Source organism: Vibrio sp. 10N.261.55.C5, assembly GCF_041470505.1.
Classification (GTDB): Bacteria; Pseudomonadota; Gammaproteobacteria; order Enterobacterales; family Vibrionaceae; genus Vibrio; species Vibrio crassostreae_C.
In genome coordinates, this window is the sequence record NZ_JBFRMS010000013.1 from 146,176 (window position 1) to 171,066 (window position 24,891).

Genomic DNA, 24,891 nt, shown 5'->3' on the forward strand with positions numbered 1-24,891 from the left:
ATGAAACGGTAAACCAATAGAAAAAAGGGGCATGAAGCCCCTTTTTTGTTAGCCGTTGGTATCAAATTACGGATGTAGCATTTTAAGGATTAACCATGAAAACGGAACAACCTAATCTGGCGCCAGCGAAAGAGACAGCAACAAAAGCCACAATCGCGATACACTATTGCCGTCAATGCAATTGGATGCTTCGCTCTAGTTGGTTATGCCAAGAGCTACTGCATACCTTCAGCGAAGAAATTGAACAAGTGAGCTTACACCCAGACACAGGAGGCAGGTTCGAAATCTTTTGTAATGGTGTGCAGATTTGGGAAAGAAAAGCAGATGACGGTTTTCCAGAGGCGAAAGTTCTGAAGCAAAGAGTACGAAACATCATTGCTCCAGACAGAGATCTCGGCCACGTGGACTCAAAATAAGCCTTTCACAGCCGATCCAATGATTTAAAGCTGACCACTCACGAGAACATCACCTTCAAGGCTAATGACTTTGAAGGTATTGTTTTCATAGATGCCATAGCTTGCCGCGTGTCCCTCTCGTGGGAATGTCACCGAGCTAGGGTTAAAGATAAAGATGTCATCTTGGTATTCGGCGACAGGAATATGGGTATGACCGTGTGCAATGATATCGCCCGCCTTCAACGCAGGGCGTTTATTGGTGTTGTACAAATGGCCATGCGTTAGGAAGATACGCTGGCCTGATTCTAATAGCACCCACGAGTAATCCATCATCATTGGAAAAGACAACAACATCTGATCCACTTCGCTATCGCAGTTACCACGAACGGCAATGATCTCTTGAGAAAACGCATTCAACTTATCTGCAACCGCCGGCGGGTTGTATCCTTCTGGAATCGGATTTCTTGGTCCATGATTCAGAATGTCACCCAATAGAACTAAATATTGCGCACCAGATGCTTGGTAGAGTTCTAATACCTTTTCTGTTGCTGGCAGCGAACCGTGTAGGTCTGAAGCAAAAAATAATTTCACACGTACTTCTCCATAAAATTTATGAGCCTATTGTACGTATCTAAATGCTACACGTCATCTCTCGCCATACCATTGATCACGATATTATTGTAACTAACCATACCGACTATCTTGTTATCACGAACTACTGGCGCACGACTGATACCAAAGCGTTCAAACAGGCGAGCGCAATACTTTACGTTCATCTCAGCAGACACGCTTAGCGCTGGCTTGGTCATGATCTCATAAACATTGGTTCGCCTTGGAGATCGGTTCTTAGCCAGTACTTTCTTGGCAATGTCATTCATCAATACGATGCCGTATTCGTCATCTTCGTGGCGTTTATCGACAATGATTGCCTTCACTTTGTGCTTTTTAGCCATCTCTATCGCTTCTAACACCGTGGTTAGCCCATCGATAATCACATACGTATTGGCCATGACATCGCCTACTCGGATCTTTTCACTGGTACTCATAGCTCATCCTCCACAACCTTTGTTAACGTCTCGACTTGATGCGCAACCCCGACTGCGTCTTCGATATCGATCTGCACCGCTATACCTTGTCCTGACTCCTGGTCAAACTCACCGACTTCGCCAATAGTTTCAAGAATATGCCTCGCTAAGTGTTCCTCAACCACAAACAGCAACACATCTTTTTGTACCTCTAGCGTTAGGCCAAAGAAGGTGGTTTTTTGGTTTAAGCCTTGCCCTCTGGCGTTGTTAATCACCGTTGCTCCAGTCGCGCCCGCATCACGCGCGGCATCGAGCACAGTGTCGGTCTTGCTCTCTTCTACAAACGCTAAGATAAGTTTAAAGCGCATCTTTGCTCTCCTTAGAGGTGTGTAAACGGTTTAACCATTGTGTTATTTGGGCATAGCCCATCACTGAAATGATGGGAAATAAGCTGGCAAAGGCGATCAACCCAAAGCCATCAATGACAGGATTTCTTCCTGGTACGGTTGAAGCAAGTCCAAGCCCGAGCGCCGTCACTAAAGGGACTGTCACCGTTGATGTAGTGACGCCACCCGAATCGTAGGCTAATGGGATAATGAGTTTTGGGGCGTAAAAGGTTTGAATGACCACGACGACATAACCAAAAATGATGTAGTAATGGATCGGGTCACCCGCAACGATACGGTAGCTGCCCAGTGAGATACCGATAGCAACGCCCAATGCCACGGCGATCCTCAGCCCATTGACGCTGATACTGCCACCGGAAACTTGGTTCGCCTTAATCGCTACAGCAATCAAAGAGGGCTCGGCTATCGTGGTGCTGAAACCAATACAAAACGCGAAAAGATAGACCCAGTAATAATCAAACCAAACCAAAGCAAGACCAGAACTGATCTTAAACTCAGTCAAAAAGCTTGGCTCGGTGAGTTGCATTGCCATCGTCTCCCCTAGAGGGAATAACGCGAGCTCCAATCCCATCAAAAAGAGTGATAAGCCAAGAATGACGTAGAAGAAACCGATCAGCACTTTGGCTAGGTTATTGACTGGCTTTCGTAATACCGCCAACTGAAAACCGAAGATGATGATCGCAATCGGGATCACATCCATCACAGTGCCGAGAAAGGTGTCGATAAACTGTTGAACACTGATCATGTCACCACCATCCCGTACACCATGACAAACATCATCGGCAGCAACGAAGCAAACGCGATCAACCCAAAACCATCTATCATCGGATTACGCCCTTTAATTGCCGAGGCTAAACCCACCCCTAACGCAGTTACTAATGGGACGGTGATCGTCGATGTCGTTACTCCACCAGAGTCATACGCAATTCCAATGATGTTTTCCGGAGCAAATGCAGTGAGCACGACCACTCCAATATATCCACCGATGATCATGTACTGGATTGGCCAACCTTTTAAGATTCTCAGCACACCGAGTAAAATAGCGATACCGACTGACAGTGCCACAGTAAAGCGCAGGCCATTGGCATACTGCTCCATTTCATCTAACGTATTGGGGATTACACCTCCCTCAGCTGCCACTTCTGCGGCTTCGGCAGCGACTGCGGTTAACGCTGGCTCGGCTATGGTGGTACCAAAACCCAAACAAAAAGCGAAGATCAATAACCAGAACACACTCCCCTTTCTGGCAAATGCTTGAGCCATCGATTCGCCAATTGGAAACAACCCCATTTCAAGGCCAAAGATAAAGAAAGTGAGTCCAAAAACGACGAGCACTAAGCCAGTCAGAATAGATAAAAGATGAGGAAGTGGCTCTTGTAAGACAGCAAGCTGGAAGAAAGCGATTACCGCCACGATTGGCAATAGATCCCTCAGGCTACCTAACATGGATCGAAACAAAGCAAGCACCGCCGTCATCGCAATTCCTTGTCGCTGATTATGAATTAATAATAATCATGGCAAATCCTTATCATTGCTTATGTGACAAATATTACGCAGTTGGTAACATATCCGAGTAAAGTGCATAAGTGTGATGACGGTACACATCCTGACTTGATGAATTTAATTTCACTCATTTGTAAATTGGAAAAGGCGTAATTTGGGCATCACACGATTGAAACCTTATGATCGTTATAGTGATTTTTTCGTATTGATTGGCGACTAAAAACAAGCCATGTCTATAATTATGTTTAATAGGGAGATTGGTATGAAGATATTGTTAACGGGTGGTACTGGATTTATTGGCTCTGAATTGGTCAAGAGTTGGAACACTGACGACGTGACATTGCTGACGCGGAGTCCTGAAAATGCGAAGCAAAACCTAAATCACCTCAACCAGAACAACCTTCATTACATTCAATCCCTTGATGAGCTCAGTGATCTCAATGACTTTGATGTGGTGGTCAACCTCGCGGGTGAACCGATTGCCGATAAGCGTTGGAGTACAGAGCAAAAAGAGAGGATCTGTAACAGTCGCTGGCACATCACTGAAAAGCTGGTCGAATTAATTCATGCCAGTAACAACCCGCCACACGCTTTTATTAGCGGTTCAGCCGTCGGCTACTATGGCGATCAACAGCAGCACCCATTTGACGAGTCACTGCAAGTAGAAGATGAAAGCTTTCCTCATAAAGTCTGTGCCCACTGGGAAGAGATAGCCAAGAGAGCACAATCAGAAAGCACACGCGTGATACTACTGCGAACAGGGGTTGTACTTGGCGAGAATGGCGGCGCACTCAAGAAGATGCTATTGCCTTATAAACTCGGCGTCGGTGGTCCACTAGGTTCAGGTGACCAGTACATGCCATGGATTCACATTCTCGATATGGTGAGAGCCATCAATCACTTGTTGTCTACCCCTCACGCTCAAGGGGAATTCAATATGTGTGCCCCTCACCCTGTGACCAACAAACTGTTCAGCAGCACGTTAGCGAAACAATTAGGCCGACCGCATTTCTTATTCACGCCGAAATGGGCAATGTCGATTCTCATGGGGGAATCATCTTGTTTGCTATTTGACAGCATTCGCTCCAAGCCGAAGAAACTCACTGAGATGGGATTCATCTTTAGTTATTCAAGAATCGAGCCAGCACTAAAAAACTTGTTACAACATCAAGACTAATTCTTTACCCTAGAGCGATAGAGACTCTAATAAAGGATTAAGTGTGAACAAGTCGATTCTGATTACCGGTTGCTCAACAGGTATTGGCTATACATGTGCTCATGCACTTCAAAAGCGTGGTTTTCATGTCATTGCATCTTGTCGTGATCCACAAGATGTTCAACGCCTTCAAGATGAAGGCCTCACCTGTATTCAATTAGATCTTTCCAACCAAGAAAGTATTGAGCATGGCGCCAAGCTTGCTATTGATCTCGCACCTAATGGATTGTATGGATTATTCAATAACGGTGCTTACGGTCAAGCAGGGGCACTAGAAGACTTACCGACCCAAGGACTCAGAGAACAATTCGAAACCAACTTCTTTGGTTGGCATCATCTCGTCTGTCAGATCCTTCCGCACATGCGCGAGCGTGGCGAAGGTCGAATCGTACAAAACAGTTCCGTATTAGGTTTTGCAGCCATGAAGTATCGTGGTGCTTATAATGCTTCTAAATTCGCGATTGAGGGTTGGACAGATACCTTACGATTAGAACTGCATGGCAGCGGTATACAGATCTCATTACTGCAACCAGGGCCAATTGAGACTCAATTTAGAACCAATGCCTTGAAAGCGTTCAATAAATGGATCAACATTTCTGGCAGCGCCCACCAAGACGCTTACCAACAACAAAAAGATCGACTCGAAAAAGAATCATCGAATAACGCTTTTGTCCTGCCTCCAGAAAGTTGTATTGAGCCGGTATTCCATGCTCTCACCGCCGACAAACCCAAGCTAAGATACCGAGTTACGACCCCGACTAAAGTGTTCGCGGTATTGAAAAGGATTCTACCGAGTCGCTTGCTAGACCCTATTTTGAGAAAAGCTGCATAAATTACTAACTTTGAATGCAGAGTCGCAAACTTTAATGTAACGATGTAATTTTTCCGTAACAATAAGATGTCATGATTATCCTATCCCATCAGTTATTCCCAATTGATGGTTCTACTCTGGAAATCTCATGACTTTAAACCGCCTTAATTGGGTAGGTGTGGGTCTGGCGATTACGTTGTTTATTCTGTTTTGAGTATCTCACGCAACGCCTCACTGACTACCTCGATGATAACGCTATGCCTTCCATGTTGAGATAACAATTATATCAACATCGAAGCATAGCGTTTTCCTATTTTTGGTTCTTTTTATCCGAGATAACCGAGTTAGATCTTGAAGTTACCGACTAATCCCCCCATATTTGCAACGTATCCACAAAACAAACCTCAAGGAACGTAAATGCAATCTCCGCATATTGTTGAACTTAATGAGCAGAACTTTCGTCAAGTATTAGAAGGTTCGATGCAGACCCCTGTACTCATCCATTTTTGGGCACCAATGAGCCAAGAGAGCGCCCAAGTCATTCCTGAACTGCAAACTTTAACTCAGCAATACAACGGTGCCTTCACCTTAGCCCTGCTCAATTGCGAACAAGAGCAAGCTATTGCTAGCCAGTTTGGTGTTCAAGCACTGCCCACTATTGCACTGTTTGTTAATGGTCAGCCAGTCGATGGGCTCGGTGGCCCTCAAAGCATAGAAGCTATTGTCGATATGCTCAGCAAACACCTTCCTAGCCAAGATGAACTTGCTTTGCGTCAGGCTCTTGAGCAAATGCAAGCTGGCGAGCACACACAGGCACTAGCAGCAATGCAGCAACTTCCAGCAGAGCTGACGAATAAAGGTGAAGTAAAACTGGCGATCGCAGAGTGTTTGTTAGAAACACAACAATTTGACCTTGCTGAAACTCAGCTAGCAACTATCCCTCTTGAGTACCAAGACAACTACTACAAAGGCTTAGTTGCAAAGCTTGAACTTCATAAACAAGCAGCAGACAGCCCTGAAATACAAGCATTAGAAGCCGCTCTTCAGCAAAATCCGAGCGACGCTAAAACAGCATCTGAATTAGCATTGCAATATCACCAAGTGAACCGCAGTGAAGAAGCTATGGATCTATTATGGTCTTTCCTAGCCAAAGATCTTAATGCTCTCGATGGTGACATGAAGAAAGAGTTCATGGACATCTTGAGTGCGCTTGGACAAGGTAACCCAGTTGCCAGTAAGTACCGTCGACAACTGTACTCTCTGCTTTACTAGTTAAACCTAAAAAGCCGTAGATTAAACATCGAAAATTGACAATTCAATCAATTAGTTTATCGCATAATAGAGTGTAAAATGGGCCATAAAATCAATGCTTTATGGCCCATTTCTCGTTTATAAATTTGCTCAGAATTTAAATATGAGCCAGTATCAATACTGAACTATCAAAAACTCAAACTTGCAAAGGATTTTGTATGCCTATTGATACCTTGATTACTATCGGCGTCTTTACTGCCGTCGCACTGTTATTTATCTTCGCTGGCGTAAAAACCGTTCCACAAGGCAACAACTGGACCGTTGAACGCTTCGGGCGATACACACACACCCTTAAACCGGGTCTTAACTTAATCATTCCATTTATTGATAAAGTTGGACAGCGCATCAGCATGATGGAGCGTGTTCTCGACATCCCAGCACAAGAAGTCATCTCCAAAGATAATGCAAATGTGGTTATCGATGCGGTTTGTTTTGTTCAAGTTATCGACGCGCCTAAGGCAGCTTATGAAGTGAATGACCTTGAACATGCGATCCGTAACTTAACCCTCACCAATATCCGTACTGTGCTTGGCTCGATGGAACTGGATGAGATGCTGAGTCAGCGTGACATGATCAATACCAAGCTACTGAACATCGTTGATGAAGCGACAAACCCTTGGGGCGTAAAAGTCACCCGTATCGAAATTAAAGACGTACAGCCACCAGCAGACCTTACTGCTGCGATGAATGCCCAGATGAAAGCCGAGCGTAATAAACGTGCTGATATCTTAGAAGCAGAAGGTGTACGACAAGCTGAGATCTTGAAAGCAGAAGGCCACAAGCAATCAGAGATCCTGAAAGCAGAAGGTGAGAAGCAAGCGGCAATATTGCAAGCAGAAGCCCGTGAGCGTGCCGCAGAAGCAGAAGCTAAAGCGACAGAAATGGTATCAACGGCAATTGCTCAAGGTGACATGCAAGCGGTCAATTACTTCATTGCACAAGGTTACACCGACGCATTGAAATCTATAGGCCAAGCTGAAAACGGCAAGATCATCATGCTACCACTCGAAGCAACTGGCCTTATGGGCTCTGTAGCGGGTATCGCGGAGATGTTTGCACATAAGAATGACAAAGGTAGTAAGGACTAACTTATGGTCGAATTACTAGAACAAGTAAACCACTGGCATTGGTTAGCGTTTGGTCTAGCATTGTTAGCGCTTGAGCTAATTGGAACCGCTGGTTACTTTTTATGGATAGGCATATCTGCCATGCTGGTCGGTGCCCTATTAGGAGCATTACCAATTGGTTGGCAGATGCAATGGCTGTCCTTTGCTAGCTTCTCTCTTATTACCACTTGGTTGTGGTGGAGAAGACAACTCTCGAATGACAAGCAATCGGATGCAGGGCGAGAGTTAAACCAAAGAGAAAAGCAATTGGTAGGTCAAACCGTTATTTTAAGTGAAGACGTAAAGAAAGGTAGCTGTCGAATTAAGTTCGGTGACTCTTCTTGGTCAGCAAAGGCCAGTCAAGATATTCCATCTGGAACCGAAATTAAGATTGTCGCTTTAGACGGAATCGTTCTAATAATAGAACCTTTATAAACAAGAGCTATATGAAGCCTGCATTTTCAATAAATGCAGGCTTTTTCTATTTTTGAACCTTAATAATATTCGAATTATCATTGCGATAGATTGAATTGAAAAAAAATAAGTTCTTATTTCGTAAAGCTAAAAAGTTTGATTGAGCTAAAAAGGTATAAGAAAGCCAGATTTCTTACCCAATATATATATGAATAGTTAACCTTACTCTCGCTTATTTATAATCATTAAAAATGTTAAGTCCGTCCAATTTTTGAAATTTTCTTTTCCTTGTCCATACTTTCAATTATCTCAATTAGAGATAAACCTAATGGAGTTTGTATGAGACATTTTTTAATAATTCTAACGGCTATTTTCAGCTTGTCATTTGGAAGCGCTCTAGCGAGCAGTCAGTCTCCTGGTAACGGAAACATGGGGCCTATCGTTAAGTGTTCAGATGGTAACGCAGTCACTCATGTACCACTGTTGATCTGTAAACATTACGGCGGAAAGGTGCTGTGATAGGTACTGTGATAGGTGATTAAAGTCAGGCTAGTAATGAAATTGCTGCCTGACGATTATTTAGAACTGGAATAACCTAACTGCGGCCAGATAGATTATTCAAGATAGGACATTCCGTTGAAGTATCTCCAGGGCAGTCATGTACCCAAGATTGTAGCTGCACCTTCATCTTGTTTAACTCCGCAAGCTTCAACTCTATTTCATCTAACTTCTGAGTAGCCTTCTTCTTTACTTCGTAGCTTTGTCTGTTGGGATTCATTGCCAACTCAACCAGTGACTTACACTCATCGAGAGTGAAACCAACCATTTTAGCTCTCAAAACGAACTCTAACTGTTCGATATGAATCTCGCCATATTGCCTGTAACCATTTTCTGATCGGTGCGGTGGGCTCATCATGCCTTTACTTTCGTAAAAACGAATGGATTTCGCTGTTGTACCAACACGCTTCGCTACTTCACCAATATTCACAATCTTACCTGTAAGCCTAAAATGAAAAACCGCAGTACTGCTGTTATACAATACTGCGGCTGAAAAACATAGCTAGGGTGTAACGTTAGAAACTTACTCTTGTTCTAACAACCAAATCATAGTTTGAGATTTTTCTTCACTGTCTAGCTTATTAAACCAATATGAAACCATTTCGATCTCTTTTGAGCCTTCTAGTGATGCTGGCGTCGCGTTCTTACGGTTTTGGAATGCCCAGTCCGTCACAGCAGATTGCTCTTCTTTTGTCGCTTGACCATACCAGTAATTAACCATCTCTTGAGCTTGAGACGCTTTTGGTTCTTCAACAACTACAGCCGCAACAGGTACCGCAACCGGAGCAACAGCGATAGCCGTATGATTATTTGCACCATTATAGATTGTGTCGATATACGCTTTCGGCACAATGAAAGTTGTACTCATGACTGAGTTTTGCCCATCAAGCGTAAACTCTAAGTTCTTTTCTCTTGCTTGCTGTATATCAGCGTCGCTTAATGGGAATTTAATATATTGAGTCTTTGTGCAATGTTCGCTGCAGCTTTCTCTTGGTACTTGTCTATCTTCTAATTCTATCGTTTTACCAAAAAAACTAACCGTTTCGTACTCTTTGTAACTTTGGAAGTAACTCACGTCCATAGTAATTGAAGATTCTGGGGCAGTATTTGGTGTTACTTCTTTATTGTATGTAAAGTAAAGCGACGACTTGAGAATGTCTGCTCCTACATTTGCTCTATTTTCTGCTACGTAAGATTGACCGGTTACTTTAATGTAACCACCTTTGGGCTGCACATCCGCCACTGAATCTGCAAAATTACTTTTTGAATCGAGTGAACTACAAGCTCCCAAAAATAATGATAATACAACTACACTAACTTTATTCATTATGACTAATTCCTTATGTTCACTATGGAAAAACGCTGGCAAAATAATTTACCAGCGTTTTGATTTTATTTAACTATTTTTAAGCTGATAACTTTAGCTTAGAAACCGTACTCAAGACCAATGCGAGTTACGATATCTGATGAAACCTCACCGCGGTCATTGTCAGTAAAGCTACGGCTTGCTACACGTAGATAAGGTACAAAGCCATTATCCACGTACATAAGTTGACCAGAGATAGTATCACTCTTATCTGTTGCGCTCGCTTTTAGAGAAGAATTTGAAGCAGTTGTTCCAGATAACTCTGCATCATCATTCGCTGCGTAGCCTAGTTTAAAGCCCCATGGACCATTCCAGTATTGGCCAATAATAGAGTATGAGTCTTGAGTATATTTGCGAGAACCGTTATCAATTTCTTCGCCTTTGTATGCTGCTGCAATACCAAAGCCTGCTGGTAGGCTTGCTTCAAAGCCTACAATATAAGCGAATGTATCGTCTTTATAACCATCTACTGCAGCTGTACAATCAGGTGTACCTGGTGCATCAGGGTCAAATACACAAGACTTTGCTGTATCTCCAACAACACGAGTACCAGACTCAACACCACCCATAAATGTTACTTTTTCAAAGCTGTACTTAGCGCTCGCGCCAAAGAATTCTGAATCACGAGTCGCCGCGCCACCACCATTGTCGTTATCATCACGACCAACAGAAGCTGCAAAAGAGAAACCACCGAATTTTGGCGAATCGTAACGAACTTGGTTAGATTGACGATCGTAATGACCGTTGATACCGCCCCAATCGAATACAGAACCTAGACCAGGGTTAGAGAATGGCCAATCGACGATTTCGTATAATGGCGTAAGAACACGACCCACACGCAGGTTACCCCAAGAGCCAGAAGCACCAACGAACGTATCACGGAAACCAAGCACACCGCCTGAAACGCCGCCATGACCCCAGTCTGTGCTATCTACGTAGCCAGATTCAATCTGCATTGTGATTAATACGTCATCAAACATCTCTTTATGAGCACGGAAGCCGATACGAGATTCATTCTCTACAGCGTAGCCACTGCTCGCATCATCTTGATCTGTTGTGTTGTAGTTAACTAGAGAGATAGCTGCAACACCGTATACGTCAACGTTGAAATCAGAGTTGATACCAACTTCTTTCGCCATTACGCCTGTCGATAAAAGTGCAACGGATGCACCTAGTAGAGTACGTTTGAAAATTTTGTTTTCCATGGAATAAAACTCCTAAAAATGGATATAGCTGTTTGAATATTCCCCGCCTAAAGTTGGCCGCCGTAGAGAGAAATACCTTTTCTTGTTTGAGAACCCTAAACTCTGAATTCTCTATTTCCTTTCTGGTTATACACATCATGTGCATCCATGGCATTAAGACTAACTTCGCCCTCAAAAAGATCAATGAGAACTTAATTTTCATCTAAAAAAATATGAGTTGGTGCAAATTTAATAGGTACTTAGTGATCCAGATCGATAAATAGAAAAATCCTCACCAAAACAAAATCAATACCAACAAATTCAACAACTTGAGGTAATTACCACTTTGTAAAAATAGATATGACTCGCATTTTTGATACAACTACAATGGTATTTCATTAATGTTGAGCAGCGTCACTGTCCTGATTTTAGAGTTCGTATAGGAACAAAATTCTCAACAATTAAAAAGCCCTCATTTTTATATCAGAAACAAAAAAGGCACTCCCTTGAAATGAGTGCCTTTGAGCTTTTTTTATCTGTATTTACTTACGAAATAAGGGCTATTAGATCTTCTTCTGTTCTTATTTCGATACCTAAATCTTGTGCTTTAGTTAATTTAGAACCCGCAGCTTCACCGGCAAACAAGATGTCCGTTTTCTTCGATACGCTACCCGTCACTTTCGCACCTAATGCTTGTAACGCAGCTTTAGCTTCACTTCGACCTAATTGCGACAATGAGCCTGTTAACACAACGACTTTACCTTCTAATGGTAGCTCTTGGTCATCGGCAGCTTCTTTGATGATTGGCCAATTCACACCTAGCTCTATCAGCTGATCGACGACCGCTCTGTTTTTCTCTTGTGAGAAGAAGCTGGTGATATGGCTAGCAACGATGTCACCAATATCTGACACTTCAACTAATTGTTCATGAGTAGCTGCTTGAACCAGTTCCAACGTCTTAAAGTGTTGCGCTAAGTTCATCGCTGTCGCCTCACCGACTTCACGAATACCGAGTGAATAGAGGAAACGTGCTAACGTTGTGTCTTTGGCTTTATTCAGCGCACTCACCACATTTTGCGCCGATTTAGGCCCCATACGATCAAGAACTGTAATTACGCCCGCGCTAAGCTTGAACAAGTCAGCGGGCGTTTCTACCATTTCACGGTCCACAAGCTGCTCTATCACTTTTACGCCAAGGCCATCGACATCCAACGCCTTTCTCGACACAAAGTGCTTAAGCGCTTCTTTACGCTGTGCCTGACACACTAGACCGCCAGTACAACGCGCTACAGCTTCCCCCTCGACACGCTCAACCGTAGAGCTACATACAGGGCAAGCATCAGGGAAAACAATGTCTCTAGCCGTTTCAGGGCGACGATCTAGTACAACAGCCACAATTTGCGGAATAACATCACCTGCACGGCGAATAATAACGCTGTCGCCTACCTTCACGCCTAAACGCGCAATCTCATCGGCATTGTGTAAAGTGGCATTGCTGACTGTCACGCCACCAACGAAGATAGGTTCAAGTTTAGCAACCGGCGTAATAGCACCAGTACGGCCCACCTGAAATTCAACGTCATTGAGCAGTGTAATCTCTTCTTGAGCTGGAAACTTATAAGCAATTGCCCAACGTGGCGCTCTAGCAACAAAACCAAGCACTTCTTGAGCCGCGATATCGTCGACTTTGATAACAACGCCATCAATCTCGTAAGCCAGAGCATCACGACGAGTCATAATATCTTGGTAATAGGCTTTCACGTCTTCGAGAGAGCTCAGTTGCTTAGTCTCGGGGCACATAGGTAAGCCCCAACCTTTAAGCTGTAAAAAGCGTTGGTAGTGACTATTTGATAGCTCAGCGCCTTGTACAACACCGACACTGTATGCGTAGAAAGCTAGCGGACGTTTCGCAGTAATACGAGAATCAAGCTGACGCAGGCTACCTGCGGCGGCATTACGTGGGTTAACAAATACTTTCTCGCCTTTCTTCAACGCCATCTCATTCAACTTATCGAAACCCGCTTTTGGCATAAATACTTCGCCACGAACTTCAATTCGCTGCGGCCAGCCTTCACCTTGTAACTTAAGTGGGATAGAGCTGATCGTACGCACGTTTTCAGTGATGTTTTCACCCGTCGCACCGTCACCACGTGTCGCAGCCTGAACTAAAATACCATTCACATAGAGTAGGCTAACTGCAAGGCCATCAAGCTTAGGTTCACAACAGAAAGTCTTGAGGTTAACGGTTGGCGCTCTATCAGACATTCGCTTATTGAACGCATCCAAATCTTCATCAGAGAAAGCATTGTCCAGAGAAAGCATTGGGATCTCATGAGTCACTTGAGTGAAACCATCGAGAGGCTGACCACCAACACGTTGGCTCGGAGAATCTACCGTCACTAGTTCCGGGTTCTCTTCTTCGATCTTTAGCAATTGCTGCATTAATCGATCGTACTCGACATCAGGGATCTCAGGGCTATCTTCTACGTAATAACGAACGGCGTGATAATGCAGAGTTTCTCTTAACTGCTCTAAGGTAACTTGAATCGATTCTTTCATATCATTCTCTATCGTGATTGAAATATCAAAAAGGGCTCCCTTAGGAGCCCTTTTCTATAAATATAGATTATTTACAAGGCTAAACAATACGGCTAGGCATTCGATGCCGTCATAAAGTCTCTGATTTGCTTGCGGTAGTCAGATAAACGGTTTGGTGTCATTAAGTTGCGTGACTCATCCAACACGTTTCCGCCCATATCGTCAGCAATTTTCTGCGCCGCACTCAGCATCACATTGAAGTTTTGATCAGCTTGACCATAACAAGGCAACGTCATAAAGAACGAAATACCTTTAGTCGTGAAGTCAGCAGGATCATCATGTTCTAGCGTTCCTGGCTGCATCATGTTTGCAACGCTGAAAATAACCTTTGGTGCATCTGTAGATTGTGCAAAGCAGTGGTAAATAGACATCTCACCATAAGTTAAACCGTTGTTCTCCATGCTGCGGAAAAGTTCAGTCCCAACGAATGGGATCTCTCCAGCACAGTGAACATTAAGAACGATCACTTCTAAACCAAGTTCTTCATCTGGTTTTGCTTCTTCAACAGTCGCACTTTGCGGAGTCACGACTTCTTTCGCAACAACGGGCTCTCTTTGAGTAAGCGTTTCGTTTGGAACGACTGGCTCATCAACTGTTTCAGAAGGCTCTTCAAACGAACCGTACTGCACTTTAAAGCCGGCATGGTTTTCTTTTTGCTCGTCAGTCAACTCAAAGCTTGGAACTTCAGGCTCAACGTCCTTCTCTTCCTCAATCACTTCAGGTTCACTTTCAACCTTAATTGGGTCTTCTACGCTGAAAGAAGGAAGATCATTTAATTCGATATCATCTTCGTAAGCTTCTTTCGCTTGTGGCGCTGTTAGCGGATCTGAGTCGATCAGCGGATCAGTATCAGAGGGTGAAACAGCAAAATCCGGCTCTTTACGTTCTTTTCGGATTATCTCAAAATCATCTTCTGGGGCGAATGAACGGTTTGGAATAGTTTCTGCTTCATCTAAGCTGTCGTTATCAAGCTTACCGAGCGGCTTATCTCCAAACTTTGCTTTCCCTTCTTTTTTACTCGTCCATAGACCATGGAACAATAATGCGGCGATAGCTAATGCGCCAACAATAATGAGTACAAATCGCAATTCCTGCATTTTTCGCTCTCAGCTTTCTTAGTCAACTAGCTATAAACACGCTGTCACTAAGTTGGGTTAATTTGGCTAATCTCACTACTCTATCAAAAGTAGCCACTGTTTTAGAACAACTTAATACAATTAGTTCCTTACATGGTGTGATTTTCACCACGCTTTTTTTCTTAATTTCGGTCGAGTACACTAGACATGTTTGCTATTTAACCAAATTCACATGTGACCTAATTTAAATATGACTATTGAATCTGTTCCCCGCTCCGGCTTTGGCTATTTTATTTTCGGAATAAAAATCGCTTTATCACCGAGCATTCGTAAGTTTGTACTAATGCCACTTATCGCGAACGTGTTACTCGTTGGTGGTGCCTTGTTTTATATCTTCTCCAACCTAAACACTTGGATTGAAGGTTGGATTGGTGCATTGCCAAGTTTCTTGTCGTGGTTGTCATACATTTTATGGCCATTACTTGTGTTAACCGTCTTGGCCACATTCTCGTATTTCTTTAGTACGCTCGCTAACTTCATTGCCGCACCGTTCAACGGTTTACTCGCGGACAAAGTTGAAGAGTTGTTGAGCGGTAAAAAAGTTAATGACGATGGTTTACTTGATGTTCTCAAAGATACCCCACGTATATTAGCGAGAGAATGGCGCAAGCTTGTCTACATTCTGCCAAAAGCGATCGGTTTATTCCTACTTTTGTTAATTCCAGCACTAGGGCAAACCGTTGCTCCGTTTTTATGGTTCATTTTCACAGCATGGATGTTAGCGATTCAATACGCCGACTACCCGTTCGATAACCATAAAATCAAATTTGATGACATGAGAAACAATTTGAAACAAAAACAAGGTAAGAGCTACAGCTTTGGCGCGCTTGTTTCTGTGTTCACTACTATTCCAATTTTAAACCTGATTGTGATGCCCGTTGCCGTTTGTGGCGCGACAGCAATGTGGGTTGCTGAGTTTAAAGACCAAGCTCTACGTTCTCGTCTATAGTTCTCGTCTCTAACCCTTTCTACACTTCCTAGTTTCGCCTATCTTTTTGAAGTTCTGATTTCAATAAAGATAGGCGTCAATTCTGCTACATATCTATATGATATAACTTTTTAATCCTTTTACCTTTTTTTCAACTTGTTTAATCTAAATTCAAGCTGAATAAACATCGTAAGACACTAGACGGTAAAGTGATTGATATACTACGTTTAGTTCTGTCATTAAATGAAGGAATATCGCATGAGCAAGATCTACGAAGACAACACCCTAACGATTGGTAACACACCTCTAGTCCGCCTTAACAAAGTAAGCAAAGGTAACGTCCTAGCTAAGGTCGAAGCTCGTAACCCAAGCTTCAGTGTTAAGTGTCGTATCGGTTCAAACATGATCTGGGAAGCAGAAAAAGCGGGTACGCTTAAGCCAGGTATCGAGCTTGTTGAACCTACCAGTGGTAACACAGGTGTTGCACTTGCATTCGTAGCAGCAGCACGCGGTTACAAACTAACTCTAACTATGCCTGAATCAATGAGCCTAGAACGTCGTAAGCTGCTTAAAGCGCTTGGCGCAAACCTAGTGCTAACTGAAGCGCCAAAAGGCATGAACGGCGCGATAGCTAAAGCAGAAGAGATTGTTGCTTCAGACCCAGACAAGTACTTACTACTACAACAGTTCAACAACCCAGCCAACCCACAGATTCACGAACAGACGACTGGTCCTGAAATTTGGGAAGCAACAGACGGCGAAATCGATGTGTTTGTCGCGGGTGTAGGTACAGGCGGTACTATCACAGGTACAAGTCGTTACATTAAAGGTGAAAAAGGCAAAGCGATCACTTCAGTAGCGGTTGAACCCGCAGAGTCTCCAGTGATTGCACAGGCACTTGCAGGCGAAGAAATCAAACCAGCTCCACACAAAATTCAAGGTATCGGCGCAGGTTTCATCCCTGGAAACCTAGATTTAGAGATTATTGACCGTGTTGAATCGGTAACTTCTGAAGAAGCGATTGAGATGGCTCAACGCCTAATGAAAGAAGAAGGTATTCTTGCAGGCATCTCATCTGGCGCGGCAGTTGTAGCAGCAAACAGAATCGCCGAACTACCTGAATTTGCAGGAAAAACTATCGTTACTGTACTACCAAGCTCTGGTGAGCGTTACCTAAGCACAGCCCTATTTGCTGGCATCTTTACGGAAAAAGAGAACCAACAATAATATGTGGTCAAATCAATTTTTCGTCCAAAAAAGCCCCGTTTAGGGGCTTTTTTGTTGATCCCTGCCCCACCTTTGGTAATATCAGGTCTGTTTTATTTTTCGCTTCAAAATAAAAGAAGCAATAAACAAATTCTGAAAGTCATGAGTACTCAGCAAAAGACGACCATGGCTGGATAAAAATTTATAACCAGTCTAAGTTCTAACACGAACATGGCGTACTAGCCTCTAGCGCATTTGGGCTAAAGCAGTTAAGCTAATCTGGTTACAAACTTACAAAAAATAAATTAATTGGGGTATATAAAATGTACGAGAAGCAAGTAGAAATCACAGCAGAAAACGGTCTTCACACTCGTCCAGCTGCACAGTTCGTTAAAGAAGCAAAATCTTTCGACGCTGACATCACAGTGACTTCTAACGGCAAAAGCGCTAGCGCGAAAAGCCTGTTCAAACTACAAACTTTAGGCCTAGTAAAAGGTACTAACGTTACTATTTCAGCTGAAGGTCCTCAAGCTCAGCAAGCAGTAGACCACCTAGTTGCTCTTATGGATCAACTACACTAATACGGTCTCCTTCTTTCAAAGCCATTTTGCATAGCAAAGTGGCTTTGTTCGAAATAGATAGGAATAAGCGCGACATTAGTCGACGACTTAAAGTCACACACTCTCCCGTTTACAGTTGAACAACTAAGGTAAGGCTATGATTTCAGGCATCCTAGCATCTCCTGGTATTGCTTTCGGTAAAGCACTACTACTTCAAGAAGATGAAATTGTCCTAAACACTCAATCTATCTCTGACGACCAAGTTGAAGCAGAAGTACAGCGTTTCTTTGACGCTCGTAACAAATCTTCTCAACAGCTTGAAGTTGTTAAGCAAAAAGCACTTGAAACTTTTGGCGAAGAAAAAGAAGCAATCTTTGAAGGCCACATCATGCTGCTTGAAGATGAAGAGCTAGAAGAAGAGATTTTAGCACTCATCAAGAAAGAAAAAATGCACGCAGACAACGCGATCCACACTGTGATCGAAGAGCAAGCTGTTGCACTAGAGTCTCTTGATGATGAGTACCTAAAAGAACGTGCAACTGATATCCGTGATATCGGTACTCGTTTCGTTAAAAATGCTCTAGGCATCAACATTGTATCTCTAGCAGATATCAATGAAGAAGTTATCCTAGTAGCTTACGACCTAACGCCATCTGAAACTGCACAAATCAACCTAGACTACGTTCTTGGTTTCGCTTGTGACATCGGCGGTCGTACATCTCATACTTCAATCATGGCACGTTCTCTTGAACTTCCAGCTATCGTTGGTACTAACGATATCACTAAGCAAGTTAAGAACGGCGACATGCTTGTGCTAGACGCGATGAACAACAAGATCATCATCAACCCTTCAGATGCTGAATTAGCAGAAGCTAAGAAAATCAAAGAAGATTTCGAAGCAGAAGCAGTTGAACTAGCAAAACTAAAAGATTTACATGCTGAAACTCTAGACGGTCACCGTGTAGAAGTTTGTGGCAACATCGGTACAGTAAAAGACTGTGACGGTATCCTGCGTAACGGCGGTGAAGGCGTTGGTCTGTACCGTACTGAATTCCTATTTATGGACCGTGACGCGCTTCCTACTGAAGAAGAGCAATACGTTGCTTACAAAGAAGTAGCAGAAGCAATGGAAGGCGAGTCAGTGATTATCCGTACTATGGATATCGGTGGCGACAAAGACCTACCATACATGGACCTTCCACAAGAGATGAACCCGTTCCTAGGCTGGCGTGCTGTACGTATCAGCTTGGATCGTCGTGAAATCCTACGTGACCAACTACGTGGCATCCTACGTGCATCTGCACACGGTAAACTACGTATCATGTTCCCAATGATCATTTCTGTTGAAGAGATCCGTGAACTGAAAAAAGCAATCGAAGAGTACAAAGTTGAACTTCGCGCTGAAGGCCTAGCTTTCGATGAAGAAATCGAAATCGGCGTAATGGTTGAGACTCCAGCAGCTGCTGCAATCGCACACCACCTAGCGAAAGAAGTATCTTTCTTCTCTATCGGTACTAACGACCTAACGCAATACACTCTTGCGGTAGACCGTGGTAACGAAATGATTTCTCACCTATACAACCCACTATCTCCTGCTGTTCTTACAGTAATCAAGCAAGTGATCGACGCATCACACGCTGAAGGTAAGTGGACTGGTATGTGTGGTGAGCTTGCTGGTGATGAGCGTGCAACGCTACTTCTTCTTGGTATGGGTCTAGATGAGTTCTCTATGAGCGGTATCTCTATCCCTAAAGTTAAGAAAGTAATCCGTAACTCTAACTTCGCTGAAGTTAAAGCTATGGCTGACGAAGCACTATCTCTACCAACAGCTGCTGAAATTGAAGCTTGCGTAGAAAAGTTCATCGCTGAGAAAACTCAGTAATCGCCAATCGCTTAATAACGTTAGACGGCTAAAAATAGTCGTCTAATTTGTTAGATTGGTATAGTATATTCTACAGAATAAAACTAAACGTTAGGAGCATGACACAATGGGTCTGTTTGACAAACTGAAAAAGCTTGTATCTGATGACAGCGCTGATGCTGGTGCAATCGAAATCATCGCACCTCTTTCTGGTGAAATCGTAAACATCGAAGATGTGCCAGATGTAGTTTTCGCTGAAAAAATCGTTGGTGACGGCATCGCGATCAAACCAGCTGGCGACAAAATGGTAGCTCCAGTTAACGGTACTATCGGTAAGATCTTCGAAACTAACCACGCATTCTCTATCGAGTCTGACGACGGTGTTGAGCTTTTCGTTCACTTCGGTATCGATACTGTTGAACTTAAAGGCGAAGGCTTCACTCGTGTAGCTGAAGAAGGTCAATCTGTTAAAGCTGGTGACACTATCATCACTTTCGACCTAGCGCTTCTAGAAGAGAAAGCAAAATCTACGCTTACTCCAGTTGTTATCTCTAACATGGACGAAATCAAAGAGCTGAACAAGCTTTCTGGTTCTGTAACTGTTGGCGAAACTCCAGTTCTTAAAGTAACTAAGTAATCTCGATTACTTATCTGCTTTAATTAAAACGCTACCTAAGGGTGGCGTTTTTTGTGCCTGCTATATAATTCTAATGCCAGATTACCAGCCGCTTTGGCCTTATACCTAACAACTACAAATCCCCTTCTTCTTTGGGCCTCTCACGAACAGAGATCCCTGACATCTCGCTCGGTTCGATTCTGGGATGACGATTAAACACTATGGTTTAAGCCTGAGTGATTGTTACTCAAACCGACCTCTTCTATACAGTTAGCTATAGAGTCACCAATACCCAACTCCCGTCATTCCCTACAGTGAGGCACGAACGTGATAGGGAATCTCGCTTTCCAATCAACTACCAACACCACAACTCCCCTCTCTTCTCCAAATTTCAGGCAATAAAAAACCCAGCCGAAGCTGGGTCTGTTTAGCGCTCATCTCTCACCACGAGCTAATTTGTGGAAGCCTAACGTCAATACTATCGGTCAACGTGGCTTTTCAATCGATTAACCTAGTAGGCTAAGTGCCGAGTTCGGTGCTTGCTTCGCTTGAGCAAGAATCGAGCTTGAAGCTTGAGAAAGGATCTGAGACTTAGTCATCTGAGTCGTTTCTTTCGCGAAGTCGGTATCTTTAATACGGCTCTTAGATGCGTTAACGTTCTCGTTAATGTTGTCTAAGTTGCTGATAGCGTGGTCGAAACGGTTTTGGAAAGCACCTAGCTCAGCACGGTGACTGTCTACATACTTAAGGGCCGCATCGATTACTGCTACAGACTCTTGTGCGCCGCCAACAGATGTTACGTCGATAGTATCAACCGTTACGTCTTTAGCTGCTTGAATACCTAGCTCGCCCGCAAGACCGCCAGAGAAAGACACATCGCCGCTCACTTTGTTGTTGCCTGTGAACATTTGTAGCTTGCCGTCTTCAGTAACAGACGCTTTAACAGAATCTTGCTGACCGTTGATGTAAGTCGCTAGCTCTTCGATGTCATCACCCGCTTTTGCGCTGATGTCGATTTCTTGTGCTTGGCCGAAGTTGTCAGTGAACGACAGTTTTAGGTCGTTAGAGCCCGCTTGAACGTACCAGTCTTTGTCTTTCGCGTTCTCAGTTTGGTAGCTCTTACCACCCATCTGAGCGTTATCAGAGCGCATGTCTTTCAGTTGAAGCATTACAGCTTCACCGTTATCCGCACCGATTTGGAATGATTTAGTACCGTGAGTACCGTTAAGCAGCTTGTTACCACCAAAAGACGTCGTTTCCGCGATACGGTTCAGTTCGTCGTTCAGTGCTGTTACTTCTTCTTGAATCGCTACACGCTCAGATTTTGAGTTTGAGCCGTTTGAAGATTGTAGAGACAAATCACGCATACGTTGCAGGATGTTAGTCGTCTCGTTCATTGCACCTTCAGCAGTTTGTGCAATTGAGATACCGTCGTTCGCGTTACGTACAGCAACATCAAGGCCACGACTTTGAACGTTCAAACGGTTCGAGATTTGTAGACCCGCAGCGTCATCTTTTGCGCTGTTGATTTTTGAGCCAGAAGCTAGACGCTCCATTGATGTTTGTTGTGCGCTGTTTGCATTGTTTAGGTAACGTTGCGCTGTCATCGCTGAAACGTTTGTATTTACATTCACTGCCATGGTGACTTCTCCAATTGATTTTCCGGTATAGCGGTTTCCGACGTCTCGGAAAACCAAGTAGTTATCTCTAAGTTACTTTTAATAACGGCGTGATTGGCGAAACCTTTAGGAAAAAAACAACAAATTTAAAGAAATAGCGGTAAAACAGGAGAAAGCGTGACTGGTCGTAAAATTATCGAAAAAAGATGAGAAAATCGCTAAAGTTGCCGGGAAGTCAGTCGAGTGAGAAATTGTATTTTTATTCGCCAAAAAGCACCGGCCAAGCTGAAATGCTTTTATAAGATTGTAGGTAATTCATTAACCTAATAACGTTAAAGCTAGATTCGGCGCTTGCTTGGCTTGAGCGAGTATCGTTGTGCTCACTTGCTGCAGTATTTGTTGCTTGAGCATTTGAGTGGTTTCTTTGGCGTAGTCGGTATCTTTGATTCGACTGTTTGATGTCGCCAAATTCTCATGAACGTTTTCAAGATTGTTAATGGCATGATCAAAGCGGTTTTGCATTGCCCCTAATTCAGAGCGATGGCTATCGACATACTTCATCGCCGTATCCAAAATAGAGACGGCGCGCTGAGCACCACCCACATCCGTTACATTGATGTCATTAACTGACTCGTAATAGCCCACTGACATCGAAAGCTCACTGGCTAATGAACCTGAAAAAGAGATGGTACCCGCGGTATCTTCACCTGACATATAAATCTGAAGTTGTCCGTCATCATTAACAGAAGCCGATAAGAGATCCGTTTGACCATTAATGTAAGTCGCCAACTCTTCGATATCATCGCCCGCTTTCGCATTAATGGTGATCTCTTGAGGCTGACCAAAACGATCCGTAAACGACATCGTCATATCATTCTGGTTTGATTTCACTTCCCATGAATCACTGGCCATGCCATTAGCAACGTAGCTAAAGCCGCCCATGTTGATGTCATCAGTACGCATGCTTTTCAAACCAATCTGCACAGCTTCGCCCGAACTGCCGCCGATTTGAAACGAGGTGTGCCCAAAACTGCCGTTAAGGAGTTTTTTACCACCGAATGAAGTGGTTTCGGCAATTCGATTCAGCTCGTCATTTAACGCGGTGACTTCTTCTTGAATAGCGATTCGTTCCGATGAACTATTCGAGCCGTTACTCGCTTGTAGGGATAAGTCTCGCATGCGCTGCATGATATTAGTGGTTTCATTCATCGCCCCTTCTGCAGTCTGCATAATGGAGATACCGTCGTTAGCATTTCGAACAGCAACATCAATGCCACTCATCTGTGCTTCTAATCGATTTGAGATCTGTAAGCCAGCCGCATCGTCTTTTGCACTATTAATACGGCTCCCTGAAGCTAAGCGCTCCAAAGATTGGTTCAGCATGTTATTAGCGTTAGAGAGGTTTCTCTGAGCCACTAACGCCGAGACATTCGTATTGACAGTTATAGCCATAGACCTTCGCTTACAAAAAGAGGAATAAAACTCACGATTGCTCTTATATCGACCAATTCATATAAAGCTTTAATAAAAAAGGAGCCCTGAGGCTCCCTTTGTTTATTCTTTTTGAGACGACTTACTTAATCGTTAATGCACTCAACATCTCAGTTGAAGGAGCAAAGTAATACGCGCCAGTCACCGCTTTAGTAAAGCGAAGCAGTTGGTCTGTTTTGCCATCAGTTACGCCGTACATGCTCTCTAACATCGCATCGAAGTTATGACGAACGTTACAGTAAGCAATGAACAATAAGCCGTGGTCGCCCGTAGCAGTACCGTAAGGTAGACTGTGGCGAACAATCTTAAGCCCCTTGCCTTCTTCTTTGATATCCACACGGCCAACGTGAGACGCCGCAGGAACATCATCTAACTCAATTGAATCAGGTTTAGTTCGGCCAATCACTTTCTCTTGTGCCGATACATTCAAACGATTCCAAGCTGGCAGGTTATGCACAAAACGCTGCACCATTACATAACTACCACCAGCGAATTCACCCTCAGGCACAATAGCGACTTCAGCACGTTGTGCGTCTTTCGGGTTTTCAGTGCCATCAACAAAGTCTGTCATGTCACGAGAGTCTAGGAAGCGATAACCATAAGTTTCATCAACCACTTCAACATCAGCTGCTACTTCAGATAGCAATTTACGCAAGATAAAGAAGTGCAGATCATGTCGGTTTGAATGACAGTGAATCAGAACGTCAGACAGTGTGCTCGGTGCTGTGATATCACCTTCACCCAGCACAGGGAAGTCGATCAAATCAGCGGGCGCTGCTTGCTCGAACCTATCCCAAAAAGCTTTTGAGAACGCAACCGATGCCGTTAAGTTCGCATCAGGCTGAGTTTGGTTTAGTTCGTCGATTAGAGTCGGAAGCTTTTGAATTTCTGCTAGTACATTAGCAGTATTAGCGTTCACTTTAAGTTGAACGTAAAGCGCGAAAGGCCCAGCTTCAGGCAAAATAGCACTTTGAACGTTAGGCTGCTCATTTGAAACATTAAGCATAGATTATTCCTTCCAGTTTTAGCTTCTAAGTATAATTGTGAATGGGACAAATGTTTTGATGAGAATCAGTCTTCGAGCTCAACCACTTTAAAGCAATCCCTTGCAGCATGGCTATTGGTTAGATAAAGCGCTAACCACAGCAGCAACAATAGGGTGATGCCATTTGACCAACGGAACCATCCGTTATCCAAATAGATTAAATAAATCGTATGGGAGCCCTGTGCCAAGATAGCCATCATGGTAACCCAACGTCCCCATGACACGACTTTGTTAAGGCGCTTTCTATCTGGCGATCTTAGCCCAAATAACCACATCAGCAGCAAACTAGGCACACTCAACGCGATCCCGACATAAAACATCTGATGGTCTGGGTAGATTATCTCAAGAATATCGGTTCCCGATTCTCGGCTTGCGCCTGCAACAATGAAAACGACCAAGGCTTTCGCAAGAAACAACCAACCTAGCCAGAGCAAGATTGGAGCTTTCAAAAAGCCGTGCTTGTCGTATTGTTCTATGGAGTACCGCACAAATCTCACTTTCACTTATTTTCAAACCAACACTTTAACGCAAATCA

The 24,891-nt window shown here is 43.6% G+C and carries 26 protein-coding genes; 12 read left to right on the forward strand and 14 right to left on the reverse strand.

Features of this window, described 5'->3' with window-relative positions; translation table 11 throughout:
- Positions 1–95: 95 nt before the first annotated feature.
- Complete coding sequence (locus tag AB4263_RS06880) at positions 96–416, forward strand: SelT/SelW/SelH family protein (protein WP_017062204.1); 321 nt, start codon at positions 96–98, stop codon at positions 414–416.
- 24 nt (positions 417–440) lie between these two features.
- On the opposite strand, the gene yfcE is transcribed toward AB4263_RS06880, so the two are convergent.
- From yfcE to AB4263_RS06905, 5 genes are read right to left on the reverse strand one after another with little or no spacing between them, the layout of a single operon-like run.
- Complete coding sequence (yfcE, locus tag AB4263_RS06885) at positions 441–986, reverse strand: phosphodiesterase (RefSeq protein WP_017068995.1); 546 nt, start codon at positions 984–986, stop codon at positions 441–443.
- Positions 987–1,033: 47 nt separating this feature from the next.
- Positions 1,034–1,441: a CBS domain-containing protein gene (locus AB4263_RS06890; RefSeq protein ID WP_372097958.1), complete on the reverse strand. Its 408-nt coding sequence runs from the start codon at positions 1,439–1,441 to the stop codon at positions 1,034–1,036.
- Complete coding sequence (locus AB4263_RS06895) at positions 1,438–1,788, reverse strand: P-II family nitrogen regulator (protein ID WP_017062207.1); 351 nt, start codon at positions 1,786–1,788, stop codon at positions 1,438–1,440. The genes AB4263_RS06890 and AB4263_RS06895 overlap by 4 nt, the downstream gene beginning before the upstream one ends.
- Positions 1,778–2,572 carry a DUF1538 domain-containing protein gene (locus AB4263_RS06900; protein WP_017066002.1) on the reverse strand — a complete coding sequence of 265 codons (795 nt, stop codon included), beginning with the start codon at positions 2,570–2,572 and terminating at the stop codon, positions 1,778–1,780. Before AB4263_RS06900 ends, AB4263_RS06895 begins: the two co-directional genes overlap by 11 nt.
- On the reverse strand, positions 2,569–3,303 hold the full coding sequence (locus AB4263_RS06905; protein WP_017072437.1) for a DUF1538 domain-containing protein: 735 nt from the start codon (positions 3,301–3,303) through the stop codon (positions 2,569–2,571). The genes AB4263_RS06900 and AB4263_RS06905 overlap by 4 nt, the downstream gene beginning before the upstream one ends.
- Positions 3,304–3,592: 289 nt before the next feature.
- On the opposite strand from AB4263_RS06905, the gene AB4263_RS06910 reads away from it, so the two are divergent.
- The 6 genes from AB4263_RS06910 to AB4263_RS06935 all read left to right on the forward strand — a co-directional run bounded on the left by AB4263_RS06910 (position 3,593) and on the right by AB4263_RS06935 (position 8,707).
- On the forward strand, positions 3,593–4,507 hold the full coding sequence (locus tag AB4263_RS06910; protein ID WP_372097960.1) for a TIGR01777 family oxidoreductase: 915 nt from the start codon (positions 3,593–3,595) through the stop codon (positions 4,505–4,507).
- A 43-nt stretch (positions 4,508–4,550) separates the two neighbouring features.
- A complete protein-coding gene (locus tag AB4263_RS06915) occupies positions 4,551–5,378 on the forward strand; it encodes an SDR family oxidoreductase (RefSeq protein ID WP_017061923.1) in 828 nt (275 codons plus the stop codon).
- Between the two features lie 396 nt (positions 5,379–5,774).
- Positions 5,775–6,629: a co-chaperone YbbN gene (locus AB4263_RS06920; RefSeq protein ID WP_017061924.1), complete on the forward strand. Its 855-nt coding sequence runs from the start codon at positions 5,775–5,777 to the stop codon at positions 6,627–6,629.
- Positions 6,630–6,826: 197 nt separating this feature from the next.
- The gene (locus tag AB4263_RS06925) at positions 6,827–7,756 is read left to right on the forward strand and encodes an SPFH domain-containing protein (RefSeq protein ID WP_017063395.1); all 930 of its coding nucleotides are present in this window, start codon (positions 6,827–6,829) and stop codon (positions 7,754–7,756) included.
- 3 nt (positions 7,757–7,759) lie between these two features.
- The gene (locus tag AB4263_RS06930) at positions 7,760–8,209 is read left to right on the forward strand and encodes an NfeD family protein (protein ID WP_017061926.1); all 450 of its coding nucleotides are present in this window, start codon (positions 7,760–7,762) and stop codon (positions 8,207–8,209) included.
- A gap of 318 nt (positions 8,210–8,527) precedes the next feature.
- The gene (locus AB4263_RS06935; protein ID WP_017061927.1) at positions 8,528–8,707 is read left to right on the forward strand and encodes a hypothetical protein; all 180 of its coding nucleotides are present in this window, start codon (positions 8,528–8,530) and stop codon (positions 8,705–8,707) included.
- A gap of 76 nt (positions 8,708–8,783) precedes the next feature.
- Here AB4263_RS06935 and cueR read toward each other — a convergent pair whose 3' ends face one another.
- The 5 genes from cueR to zipA all read right to left on the reverse strand — a co-directional run bounded on the left by cueR (position 8,784) and on the right by zipA (position 14,991).
- Positions 8,784–9,176, reverse strand: a complete 393-nt coding sequence (cueR, locus tag AB4263_RS06940; RefSeq protein ID WP_017061928.1) for a Cu(I)-responsive transcriptional regulator — start codon at positions 9,174–9,176, stop codon at positions 8,784–8,786.
- A gap of 93 nt (positions 9,177–9,269) precedes the next feature.
- Positions 9,270–10,073, reverse strand: coding sequence for a DUF2057 family protein (locus tag AB4263_RS06945; protein WP_017072440.1), 804 nt, complete (start codon positions 10,071–10,073; stop codon positions 9,270–9,272).
- 98 nt (positions 10,074–10,171) lie between these two features.
- The gene (locus AB4263_RS06950; protein WP_372097962.1) at positions 10,172–11,317 is read right to left on the reverse strand and encodes a porin; all 1,146 of its coding nucleotides are present in this window, start codon (positions 11,315–11,317) and stop codon (positions 10,172–10,174) included.
- A 525-nt stretch (positions 11,318–11,842) separates the two neighbouring features.
- A complete protein-coding gene (gene ligA / locus AB4263_RS06955; protein WP_372097964.1) occupies positions 11,843–13,855 on the reverse strand; it encodes an NAD-dependent DNA ligase LigA in 2,013 nt (670 codons plus the stop codon).
- Positions 13,856–13,947: 92 nt separating this feature from the next.
- The gene (zipA, locus tag AB4263_RS06960) at positions 13,948–14,991 is read right to left on the reverse strand and encodes a cell division protein ZipA (protein WP_017061932.1); all 1,044 of its coding nucleotides are present in this window, start codon (positions 14,989–14,991) and stop codon (positions 13,948–13,950) included.
- Between the two features lie 229 nt (positions 14,992–15,220).
- On the opposite strand from zipA, the gene cysZ reads away from it, so the two are divergent.
- The 5 genes from cysZ (at position 15,221) to crr (ending at position 20,222) form a co-directional block, all read left to right on the forward strand.
- Complete coding sequence (cysZ, locus tag AB4263_RS06965; RefSeq protein WP_136978869.1) at positions 15,221–15,979, forward strand: sulfate transporter CysZ; 759 nt, start codon at positions 15,221–15,223, stop codon at positions 15,977–15,979.
- 237 nt (positions 15,980–16,216) lie between these two features.
- Positions 16,217–17,185: a cysteine synthase A gene (cysK, locus tag AB4263_RS06970; RefSeq protein ID WP_136978871.1), complete on the forward strand. Its 969-nt coding sequence runs from the start codon at positions 16,217–16,219 to the stop codon at positions 17,183–17,185.
- Positions 17,186–17,487: 302 nt separating this feature from the next.
- On the forward strand, positions 17,488–17,745 hold the full coding sequence (locus AB4263_RS06975; RefSeq protein ID WP_004734263.1) for an HPr family phosphocarrier protein: 258 nt from the start codon (positions 17,488–17,490) through the stop codon (positions 17,743–17,745).
- Positions 17,746–17,881: 136 nt separating this feature from the next.
- The gene (ptsI, locus tag AB4263_RS06980; RefSeq protein ID WP_372097966.1) at positions 17,882–19,606 is read left to right on the forward strand and encodes a phosphoenolpyruvate-protein phosphotransferase PtsI; all 1,725 of its coding nucleotides are present in this window, start codon (positions 17,882–17,884) and stop codon (positions 19,604–19,606) included.
- 106 nt (positions 19,607–19,712) lie between these two features.
- Entirely contained in the window at positions 19,713–20,222 is a 510-nt protein-coding gene (crr, locus tag AB4263_RS06985) for a PTS glucose transporter subunit IIA (RefSeq protein ID WP_004737851.1), read from the forward strand.
- A 485-nt stretch (positions 20,223–20,707) separates the two neighbouring features.
- Here crr and AB4263_RS06990 read toward each other — a convergent pair whose 3' ends face one another.
- The 4 genes from AB4263_RS06990 to AB4263_RS07005 all read right to left on the reverse strand — a co-directional run bounded on the left by AB4263_RS06990 (position 20,708) and on the right by AB4263_RS07005 (position 24,844).
- Positions 20,708–21,841, reverse strand: a complete 1,134-nt coding sequence (locus AB4263_RS06990) for a flagellin (protein WP_372097967.1) — start codon at positions 21,839–21,841, stop codon at positions 20,708–20,710.
- Positions 21,842–22,138: 297 nt separating this feature from the next.
- A complete protein-coding gene (locus tag AB4263_RS06995) occupies positions 22,139–23,272 on the reverse strand; it encodes a flagellin (protein WP_372097969.1) in 1,134 nt (377 codons plus the stop codon).
- 121 nt (positions 23,273–23,393) lie between these two features.
- Positions 23,394–24,317 (reverse strand): Dyp-type peroxidase, encoded by a 924-nt coding sequence (locus AB4263_RS07000; protein ID WP_137001211.1) that lies wholly within the window; start codon positions 24,315–24,317, stop codon positions 23,394–23,396.
- Positions 24,318–24,382: 65 nt separating this feature from the next.
- On the reverse strand, positions 24,383–24,844 hold the full coding sequence (locus tag AB4263_RS07005; protein WP_017060696.1) for a DUF2919 domain-containing protein: 462 nt from the start codon (positions 24,842–24,844) through the stop codon (positions 24,383–24,385).
- Between the last annotated feature and the right edge of the window lie 47 nt (positions 24,845–24,891).

Bases quoted from the DNA above. Each gene is read 5' to 3' on its own strand.
- cysZ (WP_136978869.1), top strand. From the start codon at position 15,221: ATGACTATTGAATCTGTTCCCCGCTCCGGCTTTGGCTATTTTATTTTC.
- AB4263_RS06995 (WP_372097969.1), bottom strand. From the start codon at position 23,272: ATGGCTATAACTGTCAATACGAATGTCTCGGCGTTAGTGGCTCAGAGA.
- ptsI (WP_372097966.1), top strand. From the start codon at position 17,882: ATGATTTCAGGCATCCTAGCATCTCCTGGTATTGCTTTCGGTAAAGCA.
- cysK (WP_136978871.1), top strand. From the start codon at position 16,217: ATGAGCAAGATCTACGAAGACAACACCCTAACGATTGGTAACACACCT.
- crr (WP_004737851.1), top strand. From the start codon at position 19,713: ATGGGTCTGTTTGACAAACTGAAAAAGCTTGTATCTGATGACAGCGCT.
- AB4263_RS06890 (WP_372097958.1), bottom strand. From the start codon at position 1,441: ATGAGTACCAGTGAAAAGATCCGAGTAGGCGATGTCATGGCCAATACG.
- ligA (WP_372097964.1), bottom strand. From the start codon at position 13,855: ATGAAAGAATCGATTCAAGTTACCTTAGAGCAGTTAAGAGAAACTCTG.
- AB4263_RS06950 (WP_372097962.1), bottom strand. From the start codon at position 11,317: ATGGAAAACAAAATTTTCAAACGTACTCTACTAGGTGCATCCGTTGCA.
- AB4263_RS06880 (WP_017062204.1), top strand. From the start codon at position 96: ATGAAAACGGAACAACCTAATCTGGCGCCAGCGAAAGAGACAGCAACA.
- AB4263_RS06895 (WP_017062207.1), bottom strand. From the start codon at position 1,788: ATGCGCTTTAAACTTATCTTAGCGTTTGTAGAAGAGAGCAAGACCGAC.
- AB4263_RS07000 (WP_137001211.1), bottom strand. From the start codon at position 24,317: ATGCTTAATGTTTCAAATGAGCAGCCTAACGTTCAAAGTGCTATTTTG.
- AB4263_RS06900 (WP_017066002.1), bottom strand. From the start codon at position 2,572: ATGATCAGTGTTCAACAGTTTATCGACACCTTTCTCGGCACTGTGATG.
- AB4263_RS06945 (WP_017072440.1), bottom strand. From the start codon at position 10,073: ATGAATAAAGTTAGTGTAGTTGTATTATCATTATTTTTGGGAGCTTGT.
- AB4263_RS06930 (WP_017061926.1), top strand. From the start codon at position 7,760: ATGGTCGAATTACTAGAACAAGTAAACCACTGGCATTGGTTAGCGTTT.
- AB4263_RS06910 (WP_372097960.1), top strand. From the start codon at position 3,593: ATGAAGATATTGTTAACGGGTGGTACTGGATTTATTGGCTCTGAATTG.
- AB4263_RS06990 (WP_372097967.1), bottom strand. From the start codon at position 21,841: ATGGCAGTGAATGTAAATACAAACGTTTCAGCGATGACAGCGCAACGT.
- zipA (WP_017061932.1), bottom strand. From the start codon at position 14,991: ATGCAGGAATTGCGATTTGTACTCATTATTGTTGGCGCATTAGCTATC.
- AB4263_RS06975 (WP_004734263.1), top strand. From the start codon at position 17,488: ATGTACGAGAAGCAAGTAGAAATCACAGCAGAAAACGGTCTTCACACT.
- AB4263_RS06905 (WP_017072437.1), bottom strand. From the start codon at position 3,303: ATGACGGCGGTGCTTGCTTTGTTTCGATCCATGTTAGGTAGCCTGAGG.
- AB4263_RS06925 (WP_017063395.1), top strand. From the start codon at position 6,827: ATGCCTATTGATACCTTGATTACTATCGGCGTCTTTACTGCCGTCGCA.
- AB4263_RS06920 (WP_017061924.1), top strand. From the start codon at position 5,775: ATGCAATCTCCGCATATTGTTGAACTTAATGAGCAGAACTTTCGTCAA.
- AB4263_RS06935 (WP_017061927.1), top strand. From the start codon at position 8,528: ATGAGACATTTTTTAATAATTCTAACGGCTATTTTCAGCTTGTCATTT.